General features: G+C 67.7%; 16 protein-coding genes. 14 read left to right on the forward strand and 2 right to left on the reverse strand.

Going from position 1 to position 21619, the window contains the following annotated elements:
- Window positions 1-565: 565 nt before the first annotated feature.
- A complete protein-coding gene (locus EET03_RS08020; protein ID WP_075543607.1) occupies window positions 566-1297 on the reverse strand; it encodes a thioesterase II family protein in 732 nt (243 codons plus the stop codon).
- Between the two features lie 314 nt (window positions 1298-1611).
- On the opposite strand from EET03_RS08020, the gene sepIVA reads away from it, so the two are divergent.
- From sepIVA to EET03_RS08075, 11 genes are all read left to right on the forward strand, one after another.
- Entirely contained in the window at window positions 1612-2349 is a 738-nt protein-coding gene (gene sepIVA, locus EET03_RS08025) for a cell division protein SepIVA (protein ID WP_075543612.1), read from the forward strand.
- A 100-nt stretch (window positions 2350-2449) separates the two neighbouring features.
- On the forward strand, window positions 2450-3043 hold the full coding sequence (locus EET03_RS08030; RefSeq protein ID WP_082274737.1) for a YceD family protein: 594 nt from the start codon (window positions 2450-2452) through the stop codon (window positions 3041-3043).
- Window positions 3040-3768: a ribonuclease III gene (rnc, locus tag EET03_RS08035; protein ID WP_063471008.1), complete on the forward strand. Its 729-nt coding sequence runs from the start codon at window positions 3040-3042 to the stop codon at window positions 3766-3768. Before EET03_RS08030 ends, rnc begins: the two co-directional genes overlap by 4 nt.
- A complete protein-coding gene (gene mutM, locus EET03_RS08040; protein ID WP_075543604.1) occupies window positions 3769-4620 on the forward strand; it encodes a DNA-formamidopyrimidine glycosylase in 852 nt (283 codons plus the stop codon).
- Window positions 4621-4708: 88 nt separating this feature from the next.
- Complete coding sequence (locus EET03_RS08045) at window positions 4709-5122, forward strand: OsmC family protein (protein WP_063471010.1); 414 nt, start codon at window positions 4709-4711, stop codon at window positions 5120-5122.
- Window positions 5109-5390, forward strand: a complete 282-nt coding sequence (locus tag EET03_RS08050; RefSeq protein ID WP_075543603.1) for an acylphosphatase — start codon at window positions 5109-5111, stop codon at window positions 5388-5390. Before EET03_RS08045 ends, EET03_RS08050 begins: the two co-directional genes overlap by 14 nt.
- 11 nt (window positions 5391-5401) lie before the next feature.
- Entirely contained in the window at window positions 5402-9016 is a 3615-nt protein-coding gene (gene smc / locus EET03_RS08055; RefSeq protein WP_075543602.1) for a chromosome segregation protein SMC, read from the forward strand.
- 57 nt (window positions 9017-9073) lie between these two features.
- On the forward strand, window positions 9074-10363 hold the full coding sequence (ftsY, locus tag EET03_RS08060) for a signal recognition particle-docking protein FtsY (RefSeq protein WP_075543601.1): 1290 nt from the start codon (window positions 9074-9076) through the stop codon (window positions 10361-10363).
- A 142-nt stretch (window positions 10364-10505) separates the two neighbouring features.
- Entirely contained in the window at window positions 10506-11939 is a 1434-nt protein-coding gene (locus EET03_RS08065) for an ammonium transporter (RefSeq protein WP_099194064.1), read from the forward strand.
- Window positions 11936-12274, forward strand: coding sequence for a nitrogen regulatory protein P-II (gene glnB / locus EET03_RS08070; RefSeq protein WP_023372285.1), 339 nt, complete (start codon window positions 11936-11938; stop codon window positions 12272-12274). Before EET03_RS08065 ends, glnB begins: the two co-directional genes overlap by 4 nt.
- Window positions 12275-12331: 57 nt before the next feature.
- Window positions 12332-14779, forward strand: a complete 2448-nt coding sequence (locus EET03_RS08075) for a [protein-PII] uridylyltransferase (protein ID WP_075543600.1) — start codon at window positions 12332-12334, stop codon at window positions 14777-14779.
- A gap of 11 nt (window positions 14780-14790) precedes the next feature.
- Here the strand turns inward: EET03_RS08075 and EET03_RS08080 are convergent, their stop codons facing one another.
- A complete protein-coding gene (locus EET03_RS08080) occupies window positions 14791-16512 on the reverse strand; it encodes a DEAD/DEAH box helicase (protein ID WP_075543610.1) in 1722 nt (573 codons plus the stop codon).
- A 605-nt stretch (window positions 16513-17117) separates the two neighbouring features.
- Between EET03_RS08080 and ffh the strand changes: the two genes are divergently transcribed.
- Genes ffh through EET03_RS08095 form a run of 3 tightly spaced genes read left to right on the forward strand, consistent with a single transcriptional unit; the run spans window position 17118 to window position 21557 of the window.
- Window positions 17118-18704: a signal recognition particle protein gene (gene ffh, locus EET03_RS08085; RefSeq protein ID WP_075543599.1), complete on the forward strand. Its 1587-nt coding sequence runs from the start codon at window positions 17118-17120 to the stop codon at window positions 18702-18704.
- 7 nt (window positions 18705-18711) lie between these two features.
- A complete protein-coding gene (locus EET03_RS08090; RefSeq protein WP_075543598.1) occupies window positions 18712-19800 on the forward strand; it encodes an amidohydrolase family protein in 1089 nt (362 codons plus the stop codon).
- A 59-nt stretch (window positions 19801-19859) separates the two neighbouring features.
- The gene (locus tag EET03_RS08095) at window positions 19860-21557 is read left to right on the forward strand and encodes a serine/threonine-protein kinase (protein WP_099194065.1); all 1698 of its coding nucleotides are present in this window, start codon (window positions 19860-19862) and stop codon (window positions 21555-21557) included.
- Window positions 21558-21619: the final 62 nt, after the last annotated feature.

The following is a 21619-nucleotide window of genomic DNA, read 5'->3' on the forward strand; positions in this document are numbered from 1 at the left end:
GACTAGTCCGCTATGACAACGAGGCAGCTTTTGCTGTTGAAGCACACCGATGTGCCCATGCTGACCGCCCCCGGAATGACCTCGTTCCCCATACGACTAGTCGGTCTACGTAAGGAAACCACCTCTCGGGACGGGTGCGGGCAGTATTTGGAAAATCCACACTTTCCCCACAGCGTCCGCCAATGCTACCGCCCGCTATCGCACCGTTCCGACCTGCATTAAGCCTTTGTACCAGGGACTCCGCTGTGAGCCGGGGTGGCAGATGTGACTTTTGATACATCAGTGACAGATGACTAGTGCAGTGAGAGTTGGTGTCTCGATTCTGGCACGCTGGTGCCAGCAGTTTGGGACCGGCGTCTCGTTGTGACAAAGTTCACAGCCTTGCCCGGGGGTGATGCGCGCGGCGGGCGGTCGGCCAACCGGACCGGGGCCCGGCATCGCGGCTGCCGTTGCGACATCGGACCGGCTCTGGCGCAGTTGTTGGCGAACTTCGGCAGCAACCCGGCCGGAGGTGGCAAGACTGGCGTGTGACGTGGCGGCCGAGTTGTCGCAGGTTTTGTCGCAGCTAAGCTTTATGGAGCTGTTGGAGCGTCCGGTCCTCGATGTCGCCTACGAGCTCTGGCAAATTGTTGTTGAGATAGAAATGATCCCCCGGGAAGACGCGGATCGCGAATTCGCCAGTCGTTCGGTCGCGCCACGGCTCCATGTCTTCTCGGGTGGTAATCCAATCCTTATCCCCGATGTATGCGTATATTGGGCACGATACTTTTTTCTCCGGCGGGCAGGTATAGCCCGCAATGGCGCGGACGGCTCGCAATGTGGGTAGTACCCCCACCCGAAATTCTTCGTCGGCAAAGAAATCCGGATTAGTGCCGGTCGCTCGGGCTACCAAATCCAGCATCTCGTTATCCGAGAAACCCTCGAGTTGTTTGTATCTGATATGGCCGGGTGCCGAGGTGGCCGACACAAACAGTGCGAGGATGCGGTAACCGGCTGATTGAAACCGCAATGCGACTTCGAAGGCCAGCATTCCGCCCATGCTGTGACCGAAGAAGATGACCGGATCGCCGATCGGGGCGGTCGGCTTCATCATGGCGAACACTTCGTCAGCGAGACCCGGAATGCTTTCCAGCGGCGGCAGGCCGGACCGGTCGTTCTGTCCCGGGTACTGGACAGCTATTCGCTTCAGGTCACCGGAAAACTCGCGAGAGAATGCGACATAGTCTTTTGCGGTTCCACCGGCGTGCGGGAAGATATACAGCGTAGGGCTTTTGCCGTCGTTCGAGCGGGCGTGCACGGCGCCACCCTACCGAACGCGCACATCAACCTCGCCCAACCTCGCCCAAACCTCGCCCAAACATCGCCAAACCTCGCCCAAACATCGCCAAACATCGATGCCGGGCACCCGTCGACCGAGGGTGGCCAGACATCGCGGACATCGCGAACGAATACCGCGCCAGCCCCGCGGCGTCTGGGGGCGGGTGCGGCCTGCGGTGTCGGCCGAAGCCGGGAAACAGGCCGACACACCGACGTCGCCACCGACGTCACAGGGATAACAGCAGGCACACTGGTAACAACAAACCATGCCAGGGATGCCGGGAGGATATGGCCGTGTACCGAGTCTTTGAAGCGCTCGACGAATTGAGCGCAATTGTCGAAGAGGCCCGTGGCGTGCCGATGACGGCGGGCTGCGTGGTGCCACGCGGCGACGTGCTCGAGCTGATCGACGACATCAAGGACGCGATCCCCGGCGAACTCGATGACGCGCAGGACGTACTCGACGCCCGCGATTCGATGCTGCACGACGCAAAAGCGCATGCCGACGCCATGGTTTCTTCAGCGACCACCGAGGCAGACTCGATGCTGAACCATGCACGCGCGGAGGCGGACCGAATTCTGTCCGACGCGAAATCCCAGGCCGATCGAATGGTGGGTGAAGCGCGCCAGCACAGTGAGCGGATGGTCGCGGACGCCCGGGCGGAGGCGATGCGCATTGCCGCCTCAGCGAAGCGGGAGTACGAGGCCAGCATCAGCCGGGCCAAGTCCGAATGCGATCGATTGATTGAAAGCGGCAACATCTCCTACGAGAAGGCGGTGCAGGAGGGCATCAAGGAACAGCAGCGCCTGGTGTCGCAGAACGAGGTCGTGCAGGCGGCCAATGCGGAGGCCACCCGCCTGATCGACACGGCGCACGCCGAGTCCGACCGGCTGCGCGGCGAATGCGACGTCTATGTGGACACCAAGCTTGCCGAGTTCGAAGAAATGCTCAACGGCACACTTCGCTCCGTCGGACGAGGCCGTCATCAGCTTCGCACCGCTGCCGGTACGCACGACTACGCAACGCGCTAGTCGAGTTCCCGCCGCAGGAGAGTCGGCCGCGGCAGTGGGGTTCGGCGCGGCAGCCGGCGGATTCCCGCCAGAGCCCGGCGCGCGCCGTAGGATCTCCCCTATGGCGAGGCAGCACAGCCAGACAGTCCGCGGACGTCTGACCGCGCCGATGGCGATTGACATCGCCCGGCTGGGGCGTCGCCCCGGGGCCATGTTCACCGTGCAGGACAAAGTGGACAGTCCCGTGCGCATCGGCGTGGAGCTGATTGCCATCCAGCGGGGTGCCCCGCTGGCCCTGGACCTGCGCGTGGAGTCGGTTTCGGAGGGAGTGTTGGTCACCGGAACGGTTACCGCCCCCACGACCGGGGAGTGCTCCCGCTGCCTGACCGCGATTCAAGGTCGGGTACGGGTTGTCCTGACCGAACTGTTCGCCTATCCCAACAGCACGACCGCGGCCACTACCGAGGAGGACGAGGTCGGGCACGTCGTCGACGAGAAGATCGATCTCGAGCAGTCGATCATCGACGCGGTCGGCCTGGAATTGCCGTTTTCCCCGGTGTGCCGGCCTGACTGCCCCGGGCTATGCCCGCAGTGCGGTGTCGTGCTGGACACCGACCCCGACCATCGCCATGACCAGATCGACCCCAGGTGGGCGAAGCTGACCGATATCGTCACGGCGCAGAGCCCCGACGCCGCGGATCGAGGTGAGCGGTGACGGCGTCGTCACGGCAGAGTCTGCTCGACGCGCTCGGTGTCGACCTCTCCGATGAACTTCTGTCGCTGGCGTTGACGCACCGCAGCTATGCCTACGAGAACGGCGGGCTACCGACCAACGAGCGGCTGGAGTTTCTCGGCGATGCGGTCCTGGGGCTGACCATCACCGACGAGCTCTACCATCGCCACCCCGACCGTTCCGAAGGCGACCTGGCCAAACTGCGGGCCAGTGTGGTCAATACCCAGGCGCTAGCCGACGTCGCGCGCAATCTGTCCGACAACGGCCTCGGTGTGCACATGCTGCTGGGCCGCGGCGAGGCCAACACCGGTGGAGCCGACAAGTCCAGCATCCTGGCCGACGGTATGGAATCGCTGCTGGGCGCGATCTACCTGCAGCACGGTATCGAGGTGTCGCGCAAGGTGATCCTGAAGTTGTTCGGACCACTGCTGGACGCGGCGGCGACGCTGGGCGCCGGGCTGGACTGGAAGACCAGCTTGCAGGAGCTGACCGCGGCGCGCGGGCTGGGCACCCCGTCCTATCAGGTCACCTCCACCGGCCCGGACCATGACAAGGAGTTCACCGCGGCGGTCGTCGTGATGGACGCCGAGTACGGGTCGGGTATGGGTCGGTCCAAAAAAGAAGCCGAGCAGAAAGCCGCGTCAGCCGCCTACAAGGCGCTCGAGGCATTGGACGTGCTGGACACGGCTGGGAAACCTTCGCCCTAGATGCCCGAACTACCCGAGGTCGAGGTGGTGCGGCGTGGCTTAGCGGCCCATGTGGTGGGCAAGACGATGACCGCGGTGCGGGTCCATCACCCCAGGGCGGTACGGCGCCACGAGGCCGGACCCGCCGACCTGACGGCGCGGCTGCTGGGCGCGCAAATCACCGGAACCGACCGGCGCGGCAAGTACTTGTGGCTGACGCTGGATAGCCCGGATAGCGCACTTGTGGTGCACCTGGGCATGAGCGGGCAGATGTTGCTGGGGGCAGTGCCGCGCTCCGACCACGTCCGGATCTCCGCCCTGCTCGACGACGGGACCGTGCTGAGCTTTGCCGACCAGCGCACCTTCGGCGGGTGGCTGCTTGCCGACCTGGTGACCGTGGACGGCAGCGTGGTGCCGGCGCCGATCGCCCACCTGGCAAGGGATCCGCTCGACCCACGGTTCGATGCCCATGCCGTCGTAGAGGTCTTGCGGCGCAAACACTCCGAACTCAAGCGCCAGCTCCTGAACCAACAGGTGGTCTCCGGAATCGGCAACATCTACGCCGACGAAGCGCTGTGGCGGGCCAAGCTGAACGGCGCCCGGCTGGCCGCAACCCTGACCCGCCGGCAACTGAGCGCCGTCCTTGATGCCGCCGCCGACGTGATGCGTGACGCGCTGGCCCAGGGTGGGACGTCGTTCGATTCGCTATACGTCAATGTCAACGGCGAGTCGGGCTATTTCGACCGATCGCTGGACGCCTACGGCCGCGACGGCCAGAACTGCCGGCGCTGCGGCGCGGTGATTCGCCGGGAGAAGTTCATGAACCGCTCGTCGTTCTACTGTCCGCGATGCCAGCCGCGGCCGCGGCGTTGACGCGTCGAGATCGACCTCAGGGTGGTGCTCTCTCGAACTTTTCCGCGCTGCCCTAAATCTCGGCACGATAGCACGATAGAAAGAAGCTATGACGCAACTGTGGGTCGAACGCACCGGCACTCGCCGCTATACGGGATACAGCTCGCGCGGAGCGCAGGTGCTCGTTGGCTCCGAAGACGTCGACGGGGTGTTCACCCCCGGTGAGCTGATGAAGATCGCGCTCGCCGCGTGCAGCGGCATGTCCAGTGATCAGCCGCTGGCCCGTCGCCTCGGCGACGACTACCGGGCGGTGATCAAGGTATCGGGTGCGGCCGACCGCGACCAGGAGCGCTATCCGCTGCTCGAGGAAACCCTGGAGCTCGACCTGTCGGGTGTGGCCGCCGAGGAGAAGGAGCGCCTGCTGTTGGTCGTCGACAGGGCCATCGACCTGGTGTGCACCGTCGGGCGCACCTTGAAGTCGGGCACCACCGTCAACGTCGAGGTCACCGATGTCGGCACCTGACGTGCGGCTGACCGCCTGGGTGCACGGCCGGGTCCAGGGCGTCGGTTTCCGCTGGTGGACCCGCTGCCGGGCTCTGGAGCTGGGCCTGACCGGCTATGCGGCCAACCAGGCCGACGCCCGCGTGCTGGTGGTCGCCCAGGGGCCGCGTGAGTCGGGGGAGCAGTTGCTGCGGCTGCTACAGGGTGGCGCCGCCCCTGGTCGCGTTGACAAGGTGGTCGCCGACTGGTCGGAGGCGTCGGAGCGGATCGCCGGGTTCAGCGAGCGGTAATCTGGCTGCTCGTGTACCTCAAGAGTCTGACGCTGAAGGGCTTCAAATCCTTCGCCGCGGCAACGACTCTGCGGTTCGAGCCGGGTATCACCGTCGTCGTCGGTCCCAACGGATCCGGCAAGTCCAACGTGGTCGACGCGCTGGCGTGGGTTATGGGGGAGCAGGGGGCCAAGACCCTGCGCGGCGGCAAGATGGAAGACGTCATCTTCGCCGGCACCTCGTCGCGTGCCCCGCTGGGCCGGGCCGAAGTCACCGTCACCATCGACAACTCCGACAACGCGCTGCCGATCGAGTACACCGAGGTGTCGATCACCCGGCGGATGTTCCGCGACGGCGCCAGCGAATACGAAATCAACGGCAGCAGTTGCCGTTTGATGGACGTCCAGGAGCTGTTGAGCGACTCCGGCATCGGCCGCGAGATGCATGTGATCGTCGGGCAGGGCAAGCTCGACGAGATCCTGCAGTCGCGGCCCGAGGAGCGCCGGGCCTTCATCGAAGAAGCCGCGGGCGTGCTCAAACATCGCAAGCGTAAAGAGAAGGCGCTGCGCAAACTGGACGCGATGGCGGCGAACCTGGCGCGGCTCACCGACTTGACCACCGAGCTGCGGCGCCAGCTCAAGCCGCTGGGCCGGCAAGCCGAAGTCGCCCGGCGTGCCGCAACCATCCAGGCCGACCTGCGCGACGCCCGGCTGCGGCTGGCCGCCGACGATCTGGTCGGCCGGCGCGCCGAGCGCGCAGTGATCGTGGACGCCGAGAACGCGATGCGCCGCGAACATGACGAGGCCGCCGCGCGGCTGTCGGTGGCCGCCGAGGAGCTGGCCGCACACGAGGCCGCACTGACCGAGCTCTCCCAACGGGCCGAGGCGGTACAGCACACCTGGTTCGGCCTTTCGGCCCTGGCCGAACGGGTGGGCGCGACGGTACGCATCGCCAGCGAGCGTGCTCAGCATCTCGACGCCGAGCCGTTGACCAGCAGCGACACCGACCCCAGAAAACCCCAGGAGCTGGAAGCCGAGGCCGAGCAGGTGGCCGCCGCCGAACAGCAGCTGTTGGCGGAGCTGGCCGCCGCGCGCACCCGCCTGGATGGCGCCCGCGCCGAGCTGGCCGAACGGGAGCGTCAAGCGGCCGAGGCCGACCGCGCCCATCTGGCGGCGGTGCGGGCGGAGGCCGACCGGCGCGAGGGCCTGGCGCGGCTTGCCGGGCAGGTGGAAACCATGCGGGCACGCGTGGAGTCGATCGACGACAGCGTCGCGCGGCTGTCCGAACGGATCGAAGAGGCCGCCGCGCGTGCTCAGCAGGCTCGCGCGGAATTCGAAGCCGTGCAGGGCCGCGTCGGCGAATTGGACCAGGGCGAGATCGGCCTGGACGAGCAGCACGAGCGGACGGTGGCCGCGTTGCGGCTGGCCGACCAGCGCGTGGCCGAACTCCAGGTGGCCGAACGCGACGCCGAACGCCGGGTGGCGTCGCTGCGGGCCCGCATCGACGCCCTCTCGGTGGGACTGGACCGTAAGGACGGCGCGGCGTGGCTTGCCCGCAACCACGGCGGCGCGGGAGTTCTCGGGCCGATCGCCCAGCTCGTCAAGGTCCGCCCGGGCTATGAGGCCGCACTGGCAGCGGTGCTGGGAGCAGCGGCCGACGCGCTGGCCGTCGACGGCCCCGGCGCGGCTCGCGCCGCGGTCAGCGCGCTCAAGGAGGCCGACGGCGGCCGGGCGGCGCTGGTGTTGAGTGACTGGCCGGTCCCGGACAACCCGGCCCCGGAGTTGCCCGGCGGCGCGCGGTGGGCACTGGATCTGATCGAGGCGCCGCCGCGATTGCGCGGGGCGATCACCGCGATGCTTTGGGGCGTCGCGGTGGTCAACGACCTGGCCGAAGCGCTGGATCTGGTGGCGGTTCGGCCCCAGCTGCGGGCCGTCACCCTGGACGGTGACCTGGTGGGAACCGGCTGGGTGAGCGGCGGGTCCGACCGCAAGCCCAGCACGCTGGAGATCACCTCCGAAATCGACAAGGCCCGCAGCGACCTGGCCGCGGCCGAGACGCAGGTGGCTCACCTCAGCGCGGCGCTGTCCGGCGCACTGACCGAACAAGCGGCTCGCCAGGACTCGGCCGACCAGGCGCTGGCTGCGCTCAACGAATCCGACGCCACCATTTCGGCGACCTACGAGCAGCTGGGCCGGCTCGGTCAGGACGCGCGCGCGGCCGAGGAAGAGTGGACCAGGCTGCTGCGGCAGCGCGAGGAACTGGAAGCCGGGCGGGCGCAGACGCTCGAGGAGGTCATCGAACTCGAGACCAGGCTGCGCAACGCCCAACAAACCCAACACGTGCAGGCGGCCGAGCCCAGCACGGCAGCAGTCAGGCAGGCGATCGCGGCTGCGACCGAAAGTGCGCGGGCCGTTGAAGTGGAGGCGCGATTGGCGGTGCGGACCGCCGAGGAACGCGCCAATGCCGTTCGGGGAAGGGCAGATTCGCTGCGCCGCGCGGCTGCGGCCGAACGGGAGGCGCGGCTGCGGGCCCAGCAGGCGCTGGAAGCGCGACTGCGCTCGGCCGCAGTTGCCGCGGCCGTCGCCGAGTCCGGGCGGCTGTTGGCGTGGCGATTGAACCGGGTGGTGGACGCGGCGTCGCAACTTCGTGACGAGCTCGCCGCCGAACGCCGGCAGCGGTTGGGGGCCATGGCGGCGGTTCGCGAAGAGACCAGCACGTTGAGCGCGCGGGTGGCTGCGCTGACCGATTCGCTGCACCGTGACGAGGTGGCAGAGGCCCAGGCGGCAATGCGAATCGAGCAGCTCGAACACACGGTGCTGGAGCAGTTCGGGATGGCGCCAGCCGATTTGATCGCCGAGTACGGTCCCGAGGTGCCGCTGCCGCCCACCGAGCTGGAGATGGCCGAGTTCGAGCAGGCCCGCGAACGCGGCGAGCAGGTGGTCGCGCCCGCCCCGATGCGGTTCGACCGCGCTACCCAGGAGCGCCGGGCCAAACGCGCCGAGCGTGACCTGGCCGAACTCGGCAGGGTCAATCCGCTGGCCCTCGAGGAGTTCGCGGCGCTGGAGGAGCGCTACAACTTCCTTTCCACCCAACTCGAGGACGTCAAGGCCGCCCGCAAGGACCTGCTTGACGTCGTCGCCGACGTCGACGCCCGCATCCTGCAGGTTTTCAGCGACGCGTTCGTCGACGTGGAACGCGAATTCCGGGTCGTGTTCGGCTCGCTGTTCCCCGGCGGCGAAGGCCGGCTGCGGCTGACTGCGCCCGACGACATGCTGACCACCGGCATCGAGGTGGAAGCCCGTCCGCCGGGTAAGAAGGTCACCCGGCTGTCGTTGCTGTCGGGTGGGGAGAAGGCGCTGACCGCGGTCGCGATGCTGGTGGCGATCTTCCGGGCCCGACCGTCGCCGTTCTACATCATGGACGAGGTGGAGGCCGCCCTGGACGACACCAACCTGCGCCGGCTGCTCGGCCTGTTCGAACAGCTGCGCGACCGGTCTCAGCTCATCATCATCACGCACCAGAAGCCGACGATGGAAGTCGCGGATGCCCTCTACGGCGTGACCATGCAAGGCGATGGCATCACCGCCGTGATCTCGCAGCGAATGCGGGGTCAGCAGCTGGATGAGCTGGTCGCCAATTCTTCTTGACGGTGACCCGTAGCGTGGGGCCCGGGCGCCCCGGTAAGCCCCTGGAAGGATGTCAGTGTGTCGGAAGGTCTGTGGATCGCCATTGCGGTCGTCGCCGCCCTGGTCGTCATCGCCGCGCTGGTCATCGGCCTGGTGCGCTATCGCCGTCGGCGGATCCGCCTGTCGACCCAGCCGAAACCGGGCGTAATCGACCGTTCGGGCGGCTACACCGCGTCGTCCGGCATCACCTTCAGCCAGACGCCCTCGGCTGTCGAGACGGTCGAACCGGTCGATCGGATCGACACCAGCGGACTGCCCGCAGTGGGCGACGATGCGACCCTCCCGCGTGACGCCGTCAAACGCACCATCTCCGATGTCCATCTCCCCGAAGTCGAGCCCGAACCCGAGGCCATTGCGCCGCCGGTAGCGCCGGAAGTCGAGGCGATCGAGCCGCCGGAAGGGCGCTTGGAGCGGCTGCGCGGGCGGCTCGCCAAGTCGCAGAACGCCTTCGGCCGCAGCATGCTGGGTTTGCTCGGCGTCGGCGACCTGGACGAGGACTCCTGGCAGGACGTCGAGGACACCTTGTTGGTCGCCGACCTGGGCCCGGTGGTCACCCAGTCGGTGGTGTCGCAGCTGCGCAGCCGGCTGGCCAGCGCCAATGTGCGTTCCGAGGCGGATGCCCGGGCCGTGCTACGAGACGTCCTCGTCAAAGAACTGCAACCGGTCATGGACCGCTCGATCCGGGCGCTGCCACACGCCGACCATCCCTCGGTGCTGCTGGTGGTGGGTGTCAACGGCACCGGCAAGACCACCACCGTCGGTAAGTTGGCGCGGGTGCTGGTGGCCGACGGCCGGCGGGTGGTGCTCGGCGCGGCCGACACCTTCCGGGCCGCGGCGGCCGATCAACTGCAGACCTGGGCGGCCCGGGTGGGTGCGGAGGTGGTGCGCGGGGCCGAAGGCGCCGACCCGGCATCGGTGGCCTTCGATGCCGTCGACAAGGGCATCGCCCACGGCGCCGACGTCGTGCTCATCGACACAGCCGGCCGGCTGCACACCAAGGTCGGGTTGATGGACGAACTCGGCAAGGTCAAGCGCGTGGTTACCCGCCGTGCTGCTGTTGACGAGGTGCTGCTGGTGCTCGACGCCACGATCGGGCAGAACGGGCTGGCGCAGGCCAGGGTTTTCGCCGAAGTCGTCGACATCACCGGCGTGGTGCTCACCAAACTGGACGGAACGGCCAAGGGCGGCATTGTCTTCCGCGTGCAACAGGAGCTTGGCGTGCCGGTCAAGCTGGTCGGGCTCGGCGAAGGCCCCGACGACCTGGCGCCGTTTGAACCGGCCGCCTTCGTCGACGCCCTGCTCGGCTAGCAGCTCTTACACAGCAAGCTCTACGTTAATTTTCACGAAACATCACCGCACCATCGCCGCAACAACTACTGCGCATGGTTCTGGATCAGGTCGCCAGTCATAGTCCTGGGGCCCTCCCAACGCTGACTGGAGGTGATAGCGAGTGGACCAATTCCCGATCATGGGCATACCCAACGCCGGCGATACGGCCTGGATGCTGGCGAGTTCCGCCCTCGTGCTGTTGATGACGCCGGGCCTGGCTTTCTTTTACGGCGGCATGGTGCGCGCCAAGAGCGTGCTGAACATGATCATGATGAGCGTCAGTGCGATGGGCGTCGTCACCGTGCTCTGGGTGCTCTACGGCTACTCGATGGCGTTCGGCGACGACGTCGGCAACATTGCCGGCAACCCGACGGAATACTGGGGCCTGAAGGGCCTGATCGGTGGCAACGCGGTGGCCGCCGATCCCGCGACGCAAACCGCGGCGGTGAATATTCCGCTGGCCGGCACCCTGCCGGCTACCGTGTTCGTGGCATTCCAGCTGATGTTCGCGATCATCACGGTTGCCTTGATCTCGGGTGCGGTCGCCGACCGGCTCAAGTTCGGTGCCTGGCTGGCGTTCGCCGGGCTCTGGGCGACGTTCGTCTACTTCCCGGTGGCGCACTGGGTCTTCGCGTTCGACAAGTTCGCTTCCGCGCACGGCGGCTGGATCGCCAACAAGCTGCACGCCATCGACTTCGCCGGGGGCACCGCGGTCCATATCAACGCCGGTGTGGCCGGCCTGGTACTGGCGATCGTGCTGGGCAAGCGCAAGGGCTGGCCCACGACGCTGTTCCGGCCGCACAACCTGCCGTTCGTGATGCTCGGGGCCGGGCTGTTGTGGTTCGGCTGGTACGGATTCAACGCCGGGTCGGCCACCAGCTCCAACGGCGCCGCCGGGTCGACGTTCATCACCACCACCGTCGCCACCGCCGCGGCCATGCTGGGCTGGCTGCTGACCGAACGCATCCGCGACGGTAAGGCCACCACGCTGGGCGCGGCGTCGGGCATAGTCGCCGGACTGGTCGCCATCACCCCGTCCTGCTCGTCGGTCAACGTTCTCGGCGCGTTGGCGGTCGGTGCGGTGGCCGGTGTGCTGTGTGCGCTGGCGGTCGGCCTGAAATTCAAGCTGGGCTTCGACGACTCGCTGGACGTGGTCGGGGTACACCTGGTCGGCGGTTTGGTGGGCACCTTGCTGATCGGTTTGCTGGCCGCTCCCGAGAGCGTGGCCATCAACGGCGTGGCCGGGGTGTCGAAGGGGTTGTTCTACGGCGGCGGGTTCGCGCAGCTGGAACGGCAAGCGGTCGGCGCGTTCAGCGTTCTGGTCTACTCTGGCGTCGTCACGCTTATCTTGGCTCTTATCCTGAAGTACACCATCGGGCTGCGGCTGGGTGCGGAGGAAGAATACGCGGGCATCGACGAGGCTGAGCACGCCGAGAGCGGCTATGATTTCGCGGTCACCAGCGGTTCGGTTCTTCCCCGTCCCGGCCCGGCGCTGGGTTCGCGTAATGGCCTGGAAGAGCGAGTGAGCGAGAAAGTGGAGGCGGAGCCGATATGAAGCTGATCACCGCGATCGTCAAGCCGTTCACCCTCGACGACGTCAAGGCCAGCCTCGAGGACGCCGGTGTCCTGGGGATGACCGTCAGCGAAATCCAGGGCTATGGACGGCAGAAGGGCCACACCGAGGTCTACCGGGGCGCCGAATACTCGGTCGATTTCGTGCCCAAGGTCCGGGTCGAAGTCGTCGTCGACGATTCCATTGTCGACAAGGTCGTCGACAGCATCGTGCGGGCGGCCCGCACCGGCAAGATCGGCGACGGCAAGGTGTGGGTCAGCCCCGTGGACACCATCGTGCGGGTACGCACCGGTGAACGCGGACCGGACGCGCTGTGAGAGTCGCCGCGCATTGCTGAACCGATCGGGGAAGGGCCGGCGCCGGCCCCACCCGGGATGACTCCCGAGCAGCCAGGTCAGTGCGGAACCGCCTGCCCGGCAAGCGATTTGGTTGCCGCACGGCGCCAATTGCTGTCCGACGACCAGCGGGCACCGCATCCTGCGGAGCTGCGACAGGCCTGGCTGGATCTGCACGAGTCCTGGCTGGCCGCCAAGGCCGCAGAAATCGGGATCACCGACGACAGCGGCTTCGCGATCGTCGGGGTCGGTGGGCTCGGCCGACGCGAACTGCTGCCGCATTCCGACCTGGACCTGCTGCTGGTGCACGACGGCAAGCCTGCCGAGGTGCTGGGGGAGGTCGCCGACAAGCTGTGGTACCCGTTGTGGGACGCCAACATTCGGCTCGACCACAGCGTGCGAACCGTTCCCGACGCGCTGGGCGTGGCCAATTCCGACCTGGTGGCCGCCCTGGGCATGCTGGAAGCCCGTCACATCGCCGGCGACAAGCGACTTTCGGACGGGTTGATCGAAGGCGTGCGGCGGCAATGGCGCAGCGGAATACGTTCGCGCATGGACGAACTCGTCGAAATAACTCATGACCGTTGGTTGCGTTACGGCCGCATCGCCCACCGCGCCGAACCCGACCTCAAGTCGGGTCGCGGTGGCCTTCGCGACGTGCAGTTGCTCAACGCGCTGTCGATCGCGCAGCTCATCGACCGCCACGGCATGGCCGCCCCGGGCCTGCCGGTGGGTTCGCTGGACGACGCCTACCTCACGCTGCTCAACGTGCGCACCGAACTGCACCGGGTATCGGGCCGCGGACACGATCTGCTGCTGGCCCAGCACGCCGACGACATCAGCGCAGCCCTGCATTTCGGCGACCGATTCGACTTGGCACGGATGCTGTCCGGCGCCGGCCGCACCATCGCCTACCACTCCGAAACCGGGCTGCGCACCGCCGCCAACGCGTTGCCGCGGCGGGGCATCTCGGCCTTACGGCACCGGCCGAAGCGGCGACCGCTGGACGAAGGTGTCGTCGAGTACGCCAGCGAAATCGTGCTCGCCCGTGACGCTCACCCCGAACGTGATCCCGGACTGATGCTGCGCGTGGCCGCCGCCGCAGCCGACACCGGACTGCCCATCGGCGCCGCTACCTTGAGCCGACTGGCCACCTGCACCCCGGAGCTGCCGACGCCCTGGCCGCGTGAGGTATTGGACGACCTGCTGGTGGTACTGCTTGCTGGCCCGACCGCGGTGGGGACGATCGAAGCGCTCGACCGCACCGGCTTGTGGGGCCGATTGCTGCCGGAATGGGGCAGCATCCGCGACCTCCCGCCCCGCGATGTCGCTCACAAATGGACCGTGGACCGGCATGTGATCGAGACCGCGATCCATGCCGCGCCGCTGTCCACCCGGGTGGCTCGCCCCGATTTGTTGGCGCTCGGTGCGCTGCTGCACGACATCGGTAAGGGCAGGGGCGCCGACCACAGTGTCCTCGGCTCCGAAATGGTCATGCAGATCGGCGAGCGGCTGGGTCTACCGCCGGCGGACATCGATGTGCTCTCGAAGCTGGTCCGTCATCACCTGCTGCTACCCGTCGTCGCCACCCGCAGCGACTTGAACGACCCGAAGACCATCGAGGGCGTATCCGAGGCCCTGGGCGGGGACCCGCAATTGCTCGAGGTGCTGCACGCGCTGACGGAAGCCGACTCGAAGGCCACCGGCCCGGGGGTGTGGAGCGAGTGGAAGGCGTCGCTGGTCGACAAACTGGTGTCACGCTGCCGGATGGTGATGGCCGGCGAGGCCCTGCCTCAGGCGAAACCCCTTGCTCCGCACTATCTTTCGTTGGCTGCCGATCACGGCGTGCACGTGGAGATCGGGCTCGGCGACAGCGCGCGGATGTACCAGGTGGTGATGGTCGCTCCGGACAAGCCCGGGTTGGTCTCCAAAGCCGCTGCCGTGCTGGCGCTGAATTCGCTGGGCGTCCATTCCGCGGCGGTGAACAGTCACGACGGTGTTGCGATCACCGAATTCGTGGTGTCCCCGCTGTTCGGTTCGCCGCCGGCGGCCGAACTGCTGCGCCAGCAGTTCGTCGGTGCCCTCGGCGGCGACGTCGACGTGCTGGCCATGGTGGAAAAGCGGGACAGCGAGGCCAGCAGTTTCGCATCCGAGCGAGCCGGTGAGGTGGTGGCCGGAGTGCCGGTCACGCGTTCGGCCGCCCCACCGCGCATCCTGTGGCTGGAATCTGCCAGCTCCCGTCGGCTCATCCTGGAGGTTCGTGCCATGGATAGACCGGGATTGCTCGCGCTGCTCGCGCACGCCCTGGAGCGCGCGGGCGCAGATATCCTGTGGGCCAAGGTCAACACGTTCGGGTCGACCGCGGCCGACGTTTTCTGCGTGACGGTTCCCGGGGAGTCCGACATACCCGCCGCGGTCGAGCAGCAGCTGTCGGCGGTGCTGGGTACCCCCGCCGACGTATTGGTCGACGAGCCCGTCGGCGATTAACCGGCCCGCGGTCAAGCCTGCTCAGGGTTCAATTGGCGCAACGCTTCGATGCGCGCCTTGAGCTGCTCGCGGGTTGCGGCGGCGATCGGCGGGCCGCCGCAGCGCCGGCGAAGTTCGTTGTGGATCCAGCCGTGCGGCCTGCCGGTGCGGTGATGGGCGATCGCCACCAGGCTGTTGAGCTCGCGGCGCAGCTCGCGGAGTTGGCCGTGGGTGGTGGCCGGCTGGGCGGGGCCTGCTTGCGCGGCCCCTTGCTGAAGCCGGGCCCGCCTTTGCAGTTGCTCGTCTTGGCGGCGGTGCAGCAGGGCGCGCATCTGCTCCGCGTCGAGCAGCCCGGGGATGCCGAGGTAGTCGGCCTCCTCGTCGCTTCCCGCCGGAGTGGCGGTGCCGAACGACGATCCGTCGAAGATGACTTGATCCAATTCGGCGTCGGCTCCCAGCGCGGTGAAGCCGGTTTCGCCCGGTTCGGTCTGTGTCCTGGTGGCGGGATCACCGGTGAGCGGATCGTCGCCCGATTCCCGGTGCGGCTTGCCCAGCACGTGATCGCGCTGCGCCTCCAGCTCGCTGGCCAGCTGCAGCAGGGTGGGAACCGACGGCAAGAAGATGCTTGCGGTTTCACCGGGTCGACGTGACCGCACGAACCGGCCAACCGCCTGCGCGAAGAACAGCGGCGTCGAGGCGCTGGTGGCATAGATTCCCACCGACAGGCGAGGCACGTCGACGCCTTCGGAAACCATCCGCACCGCGACCAGCCACCGGCTGGTGCTGGAGGCGAATTCCGCGATGCGGGAAGAGGATCCGGGATCGTCGGACAAAACGACGGTGGGCGCTTCGGACGTCAGCTTGGTCAGCAACCCGGCATAGGCTCGGGCCGCCGTCCGGTCCGAGGCGATGATCATGCCACCGGCGTCGGGCACCTGGGCGCGCAGTTGACGCAGCCGCTGGTCGGCGGCGGTGATGACCGCCGGCATCCACTCGCCGGCAGGGTCCAGCGCCGTGCGCCAGGCCCGTGCGGTCTGCTCGGCCGACAACGGCTCACCCAGGCGCGCCTCATGCTCCTCGCCGGCGCTGTCGCGCCAGCGCGCCTGCCCGGAGTAGGCGAGGAACACCACCGGCCGGACCACGCCGTCGGCAAGGGCTTCGGCATAGCCGTAGGTGTGGTCGGCTTGGGAACGCAGCACGCCGTCCCCGTCGGGTGCGTAGCTGACGAACGGGATCGGACTGTCGTCACTGCGAAACGGTGTGCCCGTCAGGCCGAGACGGCGGGTGGCGTCGCCGAACGCCTCCCGGATGGCGTCGCCCCAGGTCTTGGCATCGCCGCCGTGGTGGATCTCGTCGAAAACGACCAGCGTCTTGCGTTGTTCGGTGCGCACCCGGTGCAGCGTCGGATGCGCGGCGACCTGGGCGTAGGTGACGACGACGCCGTGGTACTCCGGTGAAGTCTGGGGGTTGGAGTTGGTGAACCTGGGGTCCAGGGCCAGCCCGTGCCGTGCGGCGGCCTGTGCCCACTGGATTTTCAGGTGCTCGGTGGGCACCACGACGGTGACGTGTTCGACCGCGCGATGGCTCAGCAATTCGGCCGTGATCCGCAGGGCGAACGTCGTCTTGCCCGATCCGGGGGTGGCTACGGCCAGAAAATCCCGCGGCTCGGCGGCCAGGTACTTGACGATTGCCCGGCGCTGCCAGCCCCGCAACGGCCGACTGCCTTCGGCGTCGGCGTGACTGACCTGCTGCATCGAACACTGCCCCCAGATGCTCACCCGCGCGTGGCGGTTCACGTTCACGCCGTCACCTGGCTCCGCACGCCGACCCGACGTGCCGGCCTGTTGCGGCACAACACGCGGGGAGCCGTTGTCGGCACACCGGCGGGCGCGACGAAAGTGTTGCGGGTCGGATCAGTGCGGCTGGGCGGCGAGTGTGAAATCTAGCATGGCAACGCTTTTCGGTGCAGTCGCGACATGGGTCACTTCCGGATCAGCCCGCCGCGTTCTTCGGGTCGACCGCTGCGCGGGTGAGAGCTTGGGGTCTGTACGCAGCTCATATTCGGCGCGAAAACCCACTGGTAGACCGCCGGGGCCGTAAAGGCCATAAAGCGGCCCCGGCTGTCACCGGCTAGGGCGCGCCTATCGTGAGCTGCCCCGCTCGGCTCGGCCACGTCGGGCCGGACGCACTCACCGCGATTTACGTCAGCGCGATCTGCTCCGGCGTGTCGTCGCGGTGGTGTAGATGTCGCGGCACGGGCCTGGATGGTGGTGAGCTGTTGCGCCCCGCTTCGCGGGGCTGGCACTCACCACGGGCTCGACGGCGAGGCCCGTATCGTCGCCCGGCTAGGCTGGCAGACGTGTTTGAATCGCTGTCCGACCGGTTGACCAGTGCCCTCCAGGGGCTACGCGGCAAGGGTCGCCTGACCGACGCCGATATCGATGCCACGACGCGTGAAATCCGGTTGGCGCTGCTGGAAGCCGACGTTTCGCTGCCCGTGGTCAGGGCGTTCGTCCACCGGATCAAAGAACGCGCCCGCGGCGCCGAAGTATCCGGGGCACTCAATCCGGCCCAACAGGTCGTCAAGATCGTCAACGACGAACTCATCGGCATCCTCGGTGGCCAGACCCGCGAACTGGTGTTCGCCAAGACGCCGCCGACCGTCATCATGCTCGCCGGCCTGCAGGGCTCCGGCAAGACGACGCTGGCCGGCAAGCTCGCCGCGCGCCTCAAGAGCCAAGGACACACACCGCTGCTCGTGGCCTGCGACCTGCAGCGCCCGGCCGCGGTCAATCAGCTGCAGGTCGTCGGCCAACGCGCCGGGGTGACGGTGTTCGCTCCGCATCCCGGCGCATCACCTGAGTCCGGACCCGGCGACCCGGTCGCCGTCGCCGCGGCGGGACTGGCCGAAGCCCGGGCCAAACACTTCGACGTCGTCATCGTCGACACCGCCGGACGGCTGGGTATCGACGAGGAGCTGATGGGCCAGGCCGCGGCGATTCGAGACGCCGTCAATCCTGACGAGGTGCTGTTCGTCCTGGACGCGATGATCGGCCAGGATGCGGTGGCCACCGCTCAGGCATTCGGCGAGGGTGTCGGCTTCACCGGCGTGGTCTTGACCAAGCTGGACGGCGACGCCCGCGGTGGGGCGGCGCTGTCGGTCCGCGAAGTAACCGGTGTGCCAATCCTTTTCGCCTCTACCGGGGAGAAGTTGGGGGACTTCGACGTCTTCCATCCGGACCGGATGGCCAGTCGCATCCTGGGAATGGGTGATGTGCTGAGCCTGATCGAACAGGCCGAGCAGGTCTTCGACGCGCAGCGAGCCGAGGAAGCCGCGGTCAAGATCGGGGCCGGCGAGCTGACTCTGGAAGACTTCCTCGAGCAGATGCTCGCCGTCCGCAAGATGGGCCCCATCGGCAACCTGCTGGGCATGCTGCCCGGCGCGGGTCAGATGAAGGAAGCGCTGGCCGAGATCGACGACAAGCAACTCGACCGGGTGCAGGCCATCATTCGCGGGATGACCCCCGAAGAGCGGGCCGACCCCAAGATCATCAACGCGTCGCGGCGGCTGCGCATTGCCAACGGCTCGGGCGTGACGGTCTCCGAGGTCAACCAGCTCGTCGACCGCTTCTTCGAAGCCCGCAAGATGATGTCCTCGATGCTCGGCGGCATGGGTATCCCCGGTCTTGGCCGCAAGTCCGCGACGCGCAAATCCAAGGCCGCCCGCGGAAAGGCCGGCAAGAAGGGCAAGAAGGGCGCCCGCGGTCCGACACCGCCGAAGGTCAAGAGCCCCTTCGGCATGCCGGCTATGCCGGCTATGCCGGGTATGCCGGCGGGATTCCCGGACCTGTCGCACATGCCTGAAGGCCTCGACGAGCTGCCGCCCGGACTGGCCGACTTCGACCTTTCCAAGCTCAAGTTCCCGGGCAACCCCGGCAAGAAGTAGCCGCGCCGTGCCCCTGCACGTGCGAGGCCTGGCGCTGCCCGACGAGAACCCGATCGACCTGTGGATCGTCGACGGTCGCATCAGCACCGAGCCCGTTGCCGGCGCCGACACCGTCTTCGGTGCTTCCGGGGGCGGCTGGATCCTGCCGGGCCTAGTGGACGCGCACTGCCACGTCGGGCTGGGGCAACACGGCGCCATCGCCCTCGACGAGGCGGCAACCCAGGCGCAGACCGAACGTGACGTGGGCGCACTGCTGCTGCGTGATTGCGGTTCACCGACCGATACCCGCAGTCTCGACGACCGCCACGACCTGCCTCGCATCATCCGCGCCGGCAGGCATCTGGCCAGGCCCAAGCGCTACATCCCCGGTTTTGCTGTCGAACTCGAGGACGAATCGCAGCTACCGGCCGCGGTGGCCGAGCAGGCCCGCCGCGGCGACGGTTGGGTCAAGCTGGTCGGCGACTGGATCGACCGCCAAGTCGGCGATCTCGCCCCGCTGTGGTCCGACGACGTCCTCAAGGCCGCCATCGCTGCCGCACACGCACACGGGGCCCGGGTCACCGCCCACGTCTTCGGTGAGGACGCACTGCCGGGTCTGATCAACGCCGGAATCGACTGTATCGAGCATGGCACTGGGCTGACCGACGACACCATCGCGCTGATGCTCGAACACCACACCGCGTTGGTGCCCACGCTGATCAACGTCGAAAACTTCCCGGGTATCGCGGGTTCGGCGACTCGCTATCCGAGCTACGCCGCCCACATGCGCGACCTGTATGCCCGCACCTATCCACGGGTGGCCGCGGCCCGGGAGGCCGGAGTTGCGGTGTATGCCGGTAGTGATGCCGGCAGCACGGTCCGACATGGACGTATCGCCGACGAGGTCGAGGCCCTCAAGAACATCGGGATGAGTCCGACCGAAGCAGTGGGCGCGGCGTGCTGGGATGCCCGCCGCTGGTTGGGCCGGCCCGGCCTGGACCACGGCGCATCGGCTGATTTGTTGTGCTACGTCGAGGACCCTCGGCAGGGCCCCGGTGTGCTGAACCGGCCCGATGTGATAATCCTGCGCGGCAAGACGTTTCGGGCCAAGTGTTAACCGACTGTTAGCTGGACGCTTGCCGGGCGTGCTGTCGCGGCTGCGGTTACCATCGCGGAATGGCGTTGGCCGGCGGCGCGACCTTTGCCGCCTACACAATCGTGCGACTTCTGGGGTCGGGCCCGACGGGCGAGGTCTATCTCGTCGACGACCCACGCTCGGCGCAGTGGGCGGCATTGAAAGTTCTCTCGCCGGCCCTGTCGTCGGACCCCGAGTTCGGCCGGCGATTCCACCGGGAGACCGCTGTCGCCGCGAACCTCTATCACCCCAACATCGTCGAGGTCCACGACCGCGACGAATTCGAGGGCCGGCTGTGGATCGCGATGGACTACATCGACGGCATCAGCGCCGCGCAGCTGATGCGCGAGCGGTTTCCGGCGGTCTTGCCGGTCGGCGAGGTGCTCGCCATAGTCAGCGCCACGGCCGCCGCTCTCGACTACGCCCATCAGCGGGGAGTGCTGCATGGCGACATCAAACCCGCCAACATCCTGGTGACCAACCCGGGGCCGGGCGAGCCGCGGATCTTGTTGAGCGACTTCGGGATAGCGCAGCGCGCGCCGGAACAGGCGACGGGGACCGAGGCCGACGGGCGCGCCGACCAGTACGCCTTGGCAGCCACCGCTTTTCAGCTGTTGACCGGCACGTCGCGGGTCGACGTGCCGGGCAAGCTCAGCGACCTGCGCCCGGACTTGGCGCGATTCGATACGGCCTTGTCCAGGGCGCTCAGCGCCGATCCCGCCGGTCGTTTCGGGAGCTGCCGGGAGTTCGCCGATGCGCTCAACGAGAAGGCCGGGGTCATGCCGGTCGACCAGCGCCCCGAGGCTTTAGATGCAACGACGGTCTGGTCGGCCGCCACCGTTGCCGAACCCGCCTATGTCGTCGACTACCCGGTCTATGACTGGCCGCAGTACCCAGCTGCACCACCGACCCCACCGCCGGCCCCCGAACCGGTGACACAGCAACGGCGCGCCACCCCGCTGCAGTCGGCGGCCGCGGCGGTGGCCCGGCGCCTCGAAGCGTTCTCCCAATCAACGCAAGAACCGGGCAAGCGCAGATCGCGCCGGATCCTGCTCGGCTCGGCCGTCGTAGTACTGCTCGTTGGCCTGCTCGCCGTCGGCATCGCGATCGGTCGCAAGACGACCGGCGACCATCCTCAGGCGGCCGGGCCGCGGATCAGTTCATCCGCCGCATCCAGCATGCCTGCGACCAGCGACCCGGCCGCCCCGCCGGCCCCCCTCGACGGCACCTACCAAATCGAGGTCCAACGCTCGAAGCAGACTTACGACTACACCCCGAGCCCGCAGCCTCCGGACGTCAACACCTGGTGGGCAATCCGGTCTTCGTGCACACCGACGGGGTGTCTGGCCGCGGCCACCATGCTCGACGACAACGACCACACGCAGGCAAAGTCGGGTGTTCGCCCGCTGGTCTTGGAGTTCGGCCAAGGTCAGTGGAAGTCCCGGTCCGAGGCGGTGCAGTTCGCGTGCATCGGACCCAACGGCGCGGCCAGCACCCAGGCCACCACCCAGGTGCTGTCGTTGCGGCCCCAACCGGTCGGGGATCTTGTGGGCGAGATGGTGGTCACCGTGCACAGCAACGATTGCGGTCAACAGGGAGCGGTCATTCGCATCCCGGCGGTGGCCAGCCGCAGCGGTGATCTGCCGTCCGCGGTCAACGTGCCGGATCCCGTGACCATTCCCGAAAACCCACCGGCAACCACAACGCCAACCACGCCGCCGTCCGGCCCGGGTCGCTGAGACTACGGCCGCCGCTTCGGCAGGAGAATCGCGCGTGCCGGAAAAGATTGCGAGTGATCACT

This window comes from Mycobacterium innocens, from assembly GCF_900566055.1.
Classification (GTDB): Bacteria; Actinomycetota; Actinomycetes; order Mycobacteriales; family Mycobacteriaceae; genus Mycobacterium; species Mycobacterium innocens.

Excerpts from the sequence above, each read along its gene's own strand:
- EET03_RS08075 (WP_075543600.1), top strand. The coding sequence starts at position 12,332 with ATGACTCCCGAGCAGCCAGGTCAGTGCGGAACCGCCTGCCCGGCAAGC.
- EET03_RS08080 (WP_075543610.1), bottom strand. The coding sequence starts at position 16,512 with ATGCAGCAGGTCAGTCACGCCGACGCCGAAGGCAGTCGGCCGTTGCGG.
- EET03_RS08095 (WP_099194065.1), top strand. The coding sequence starts at position 19,860 with ATGGCGTTGGCCGGCGGCGCGACCTTTGCCGCCTACACAATCGTGCGA.
- EET03_RS08050 (WP_075543603.1), top strand. The coding sequence starts at position 5,109 with ATGTCGGCACCTGACGTGCGGCTGACCGCCTGGGTGCACGGCCGGGTC.
- mutM (WP_075543604.1), top strand. The coding sequence starts at position 3,769 with ATGCCCGAACTACCCGAGGTCGAGGTGGTGCGGCGTGGCTTAGCGGCC.
- glnB (WP_023372285.1), top strand. The coding sequence starts at position 11,936 with ATGAAGCTGATCACCGCGATCGTCAAGCCGTTCACCCTCGACGACGTC.
- EET03_RS08030 (WP_082274737.1), top strand. The coding sequence starts at position 2,450 with ATGGCGAGGCAGCACAGCCAGACAGTCCGCGGACGTCTGACCGCGCCG.
- EET03_RS08045 (WP_063471010.1), top strand. The coding sequence starts at position 4,709 with ATGACGCAACTGTGGGTCGAACGCACCGGCACTCGCCGCTATACGGGA.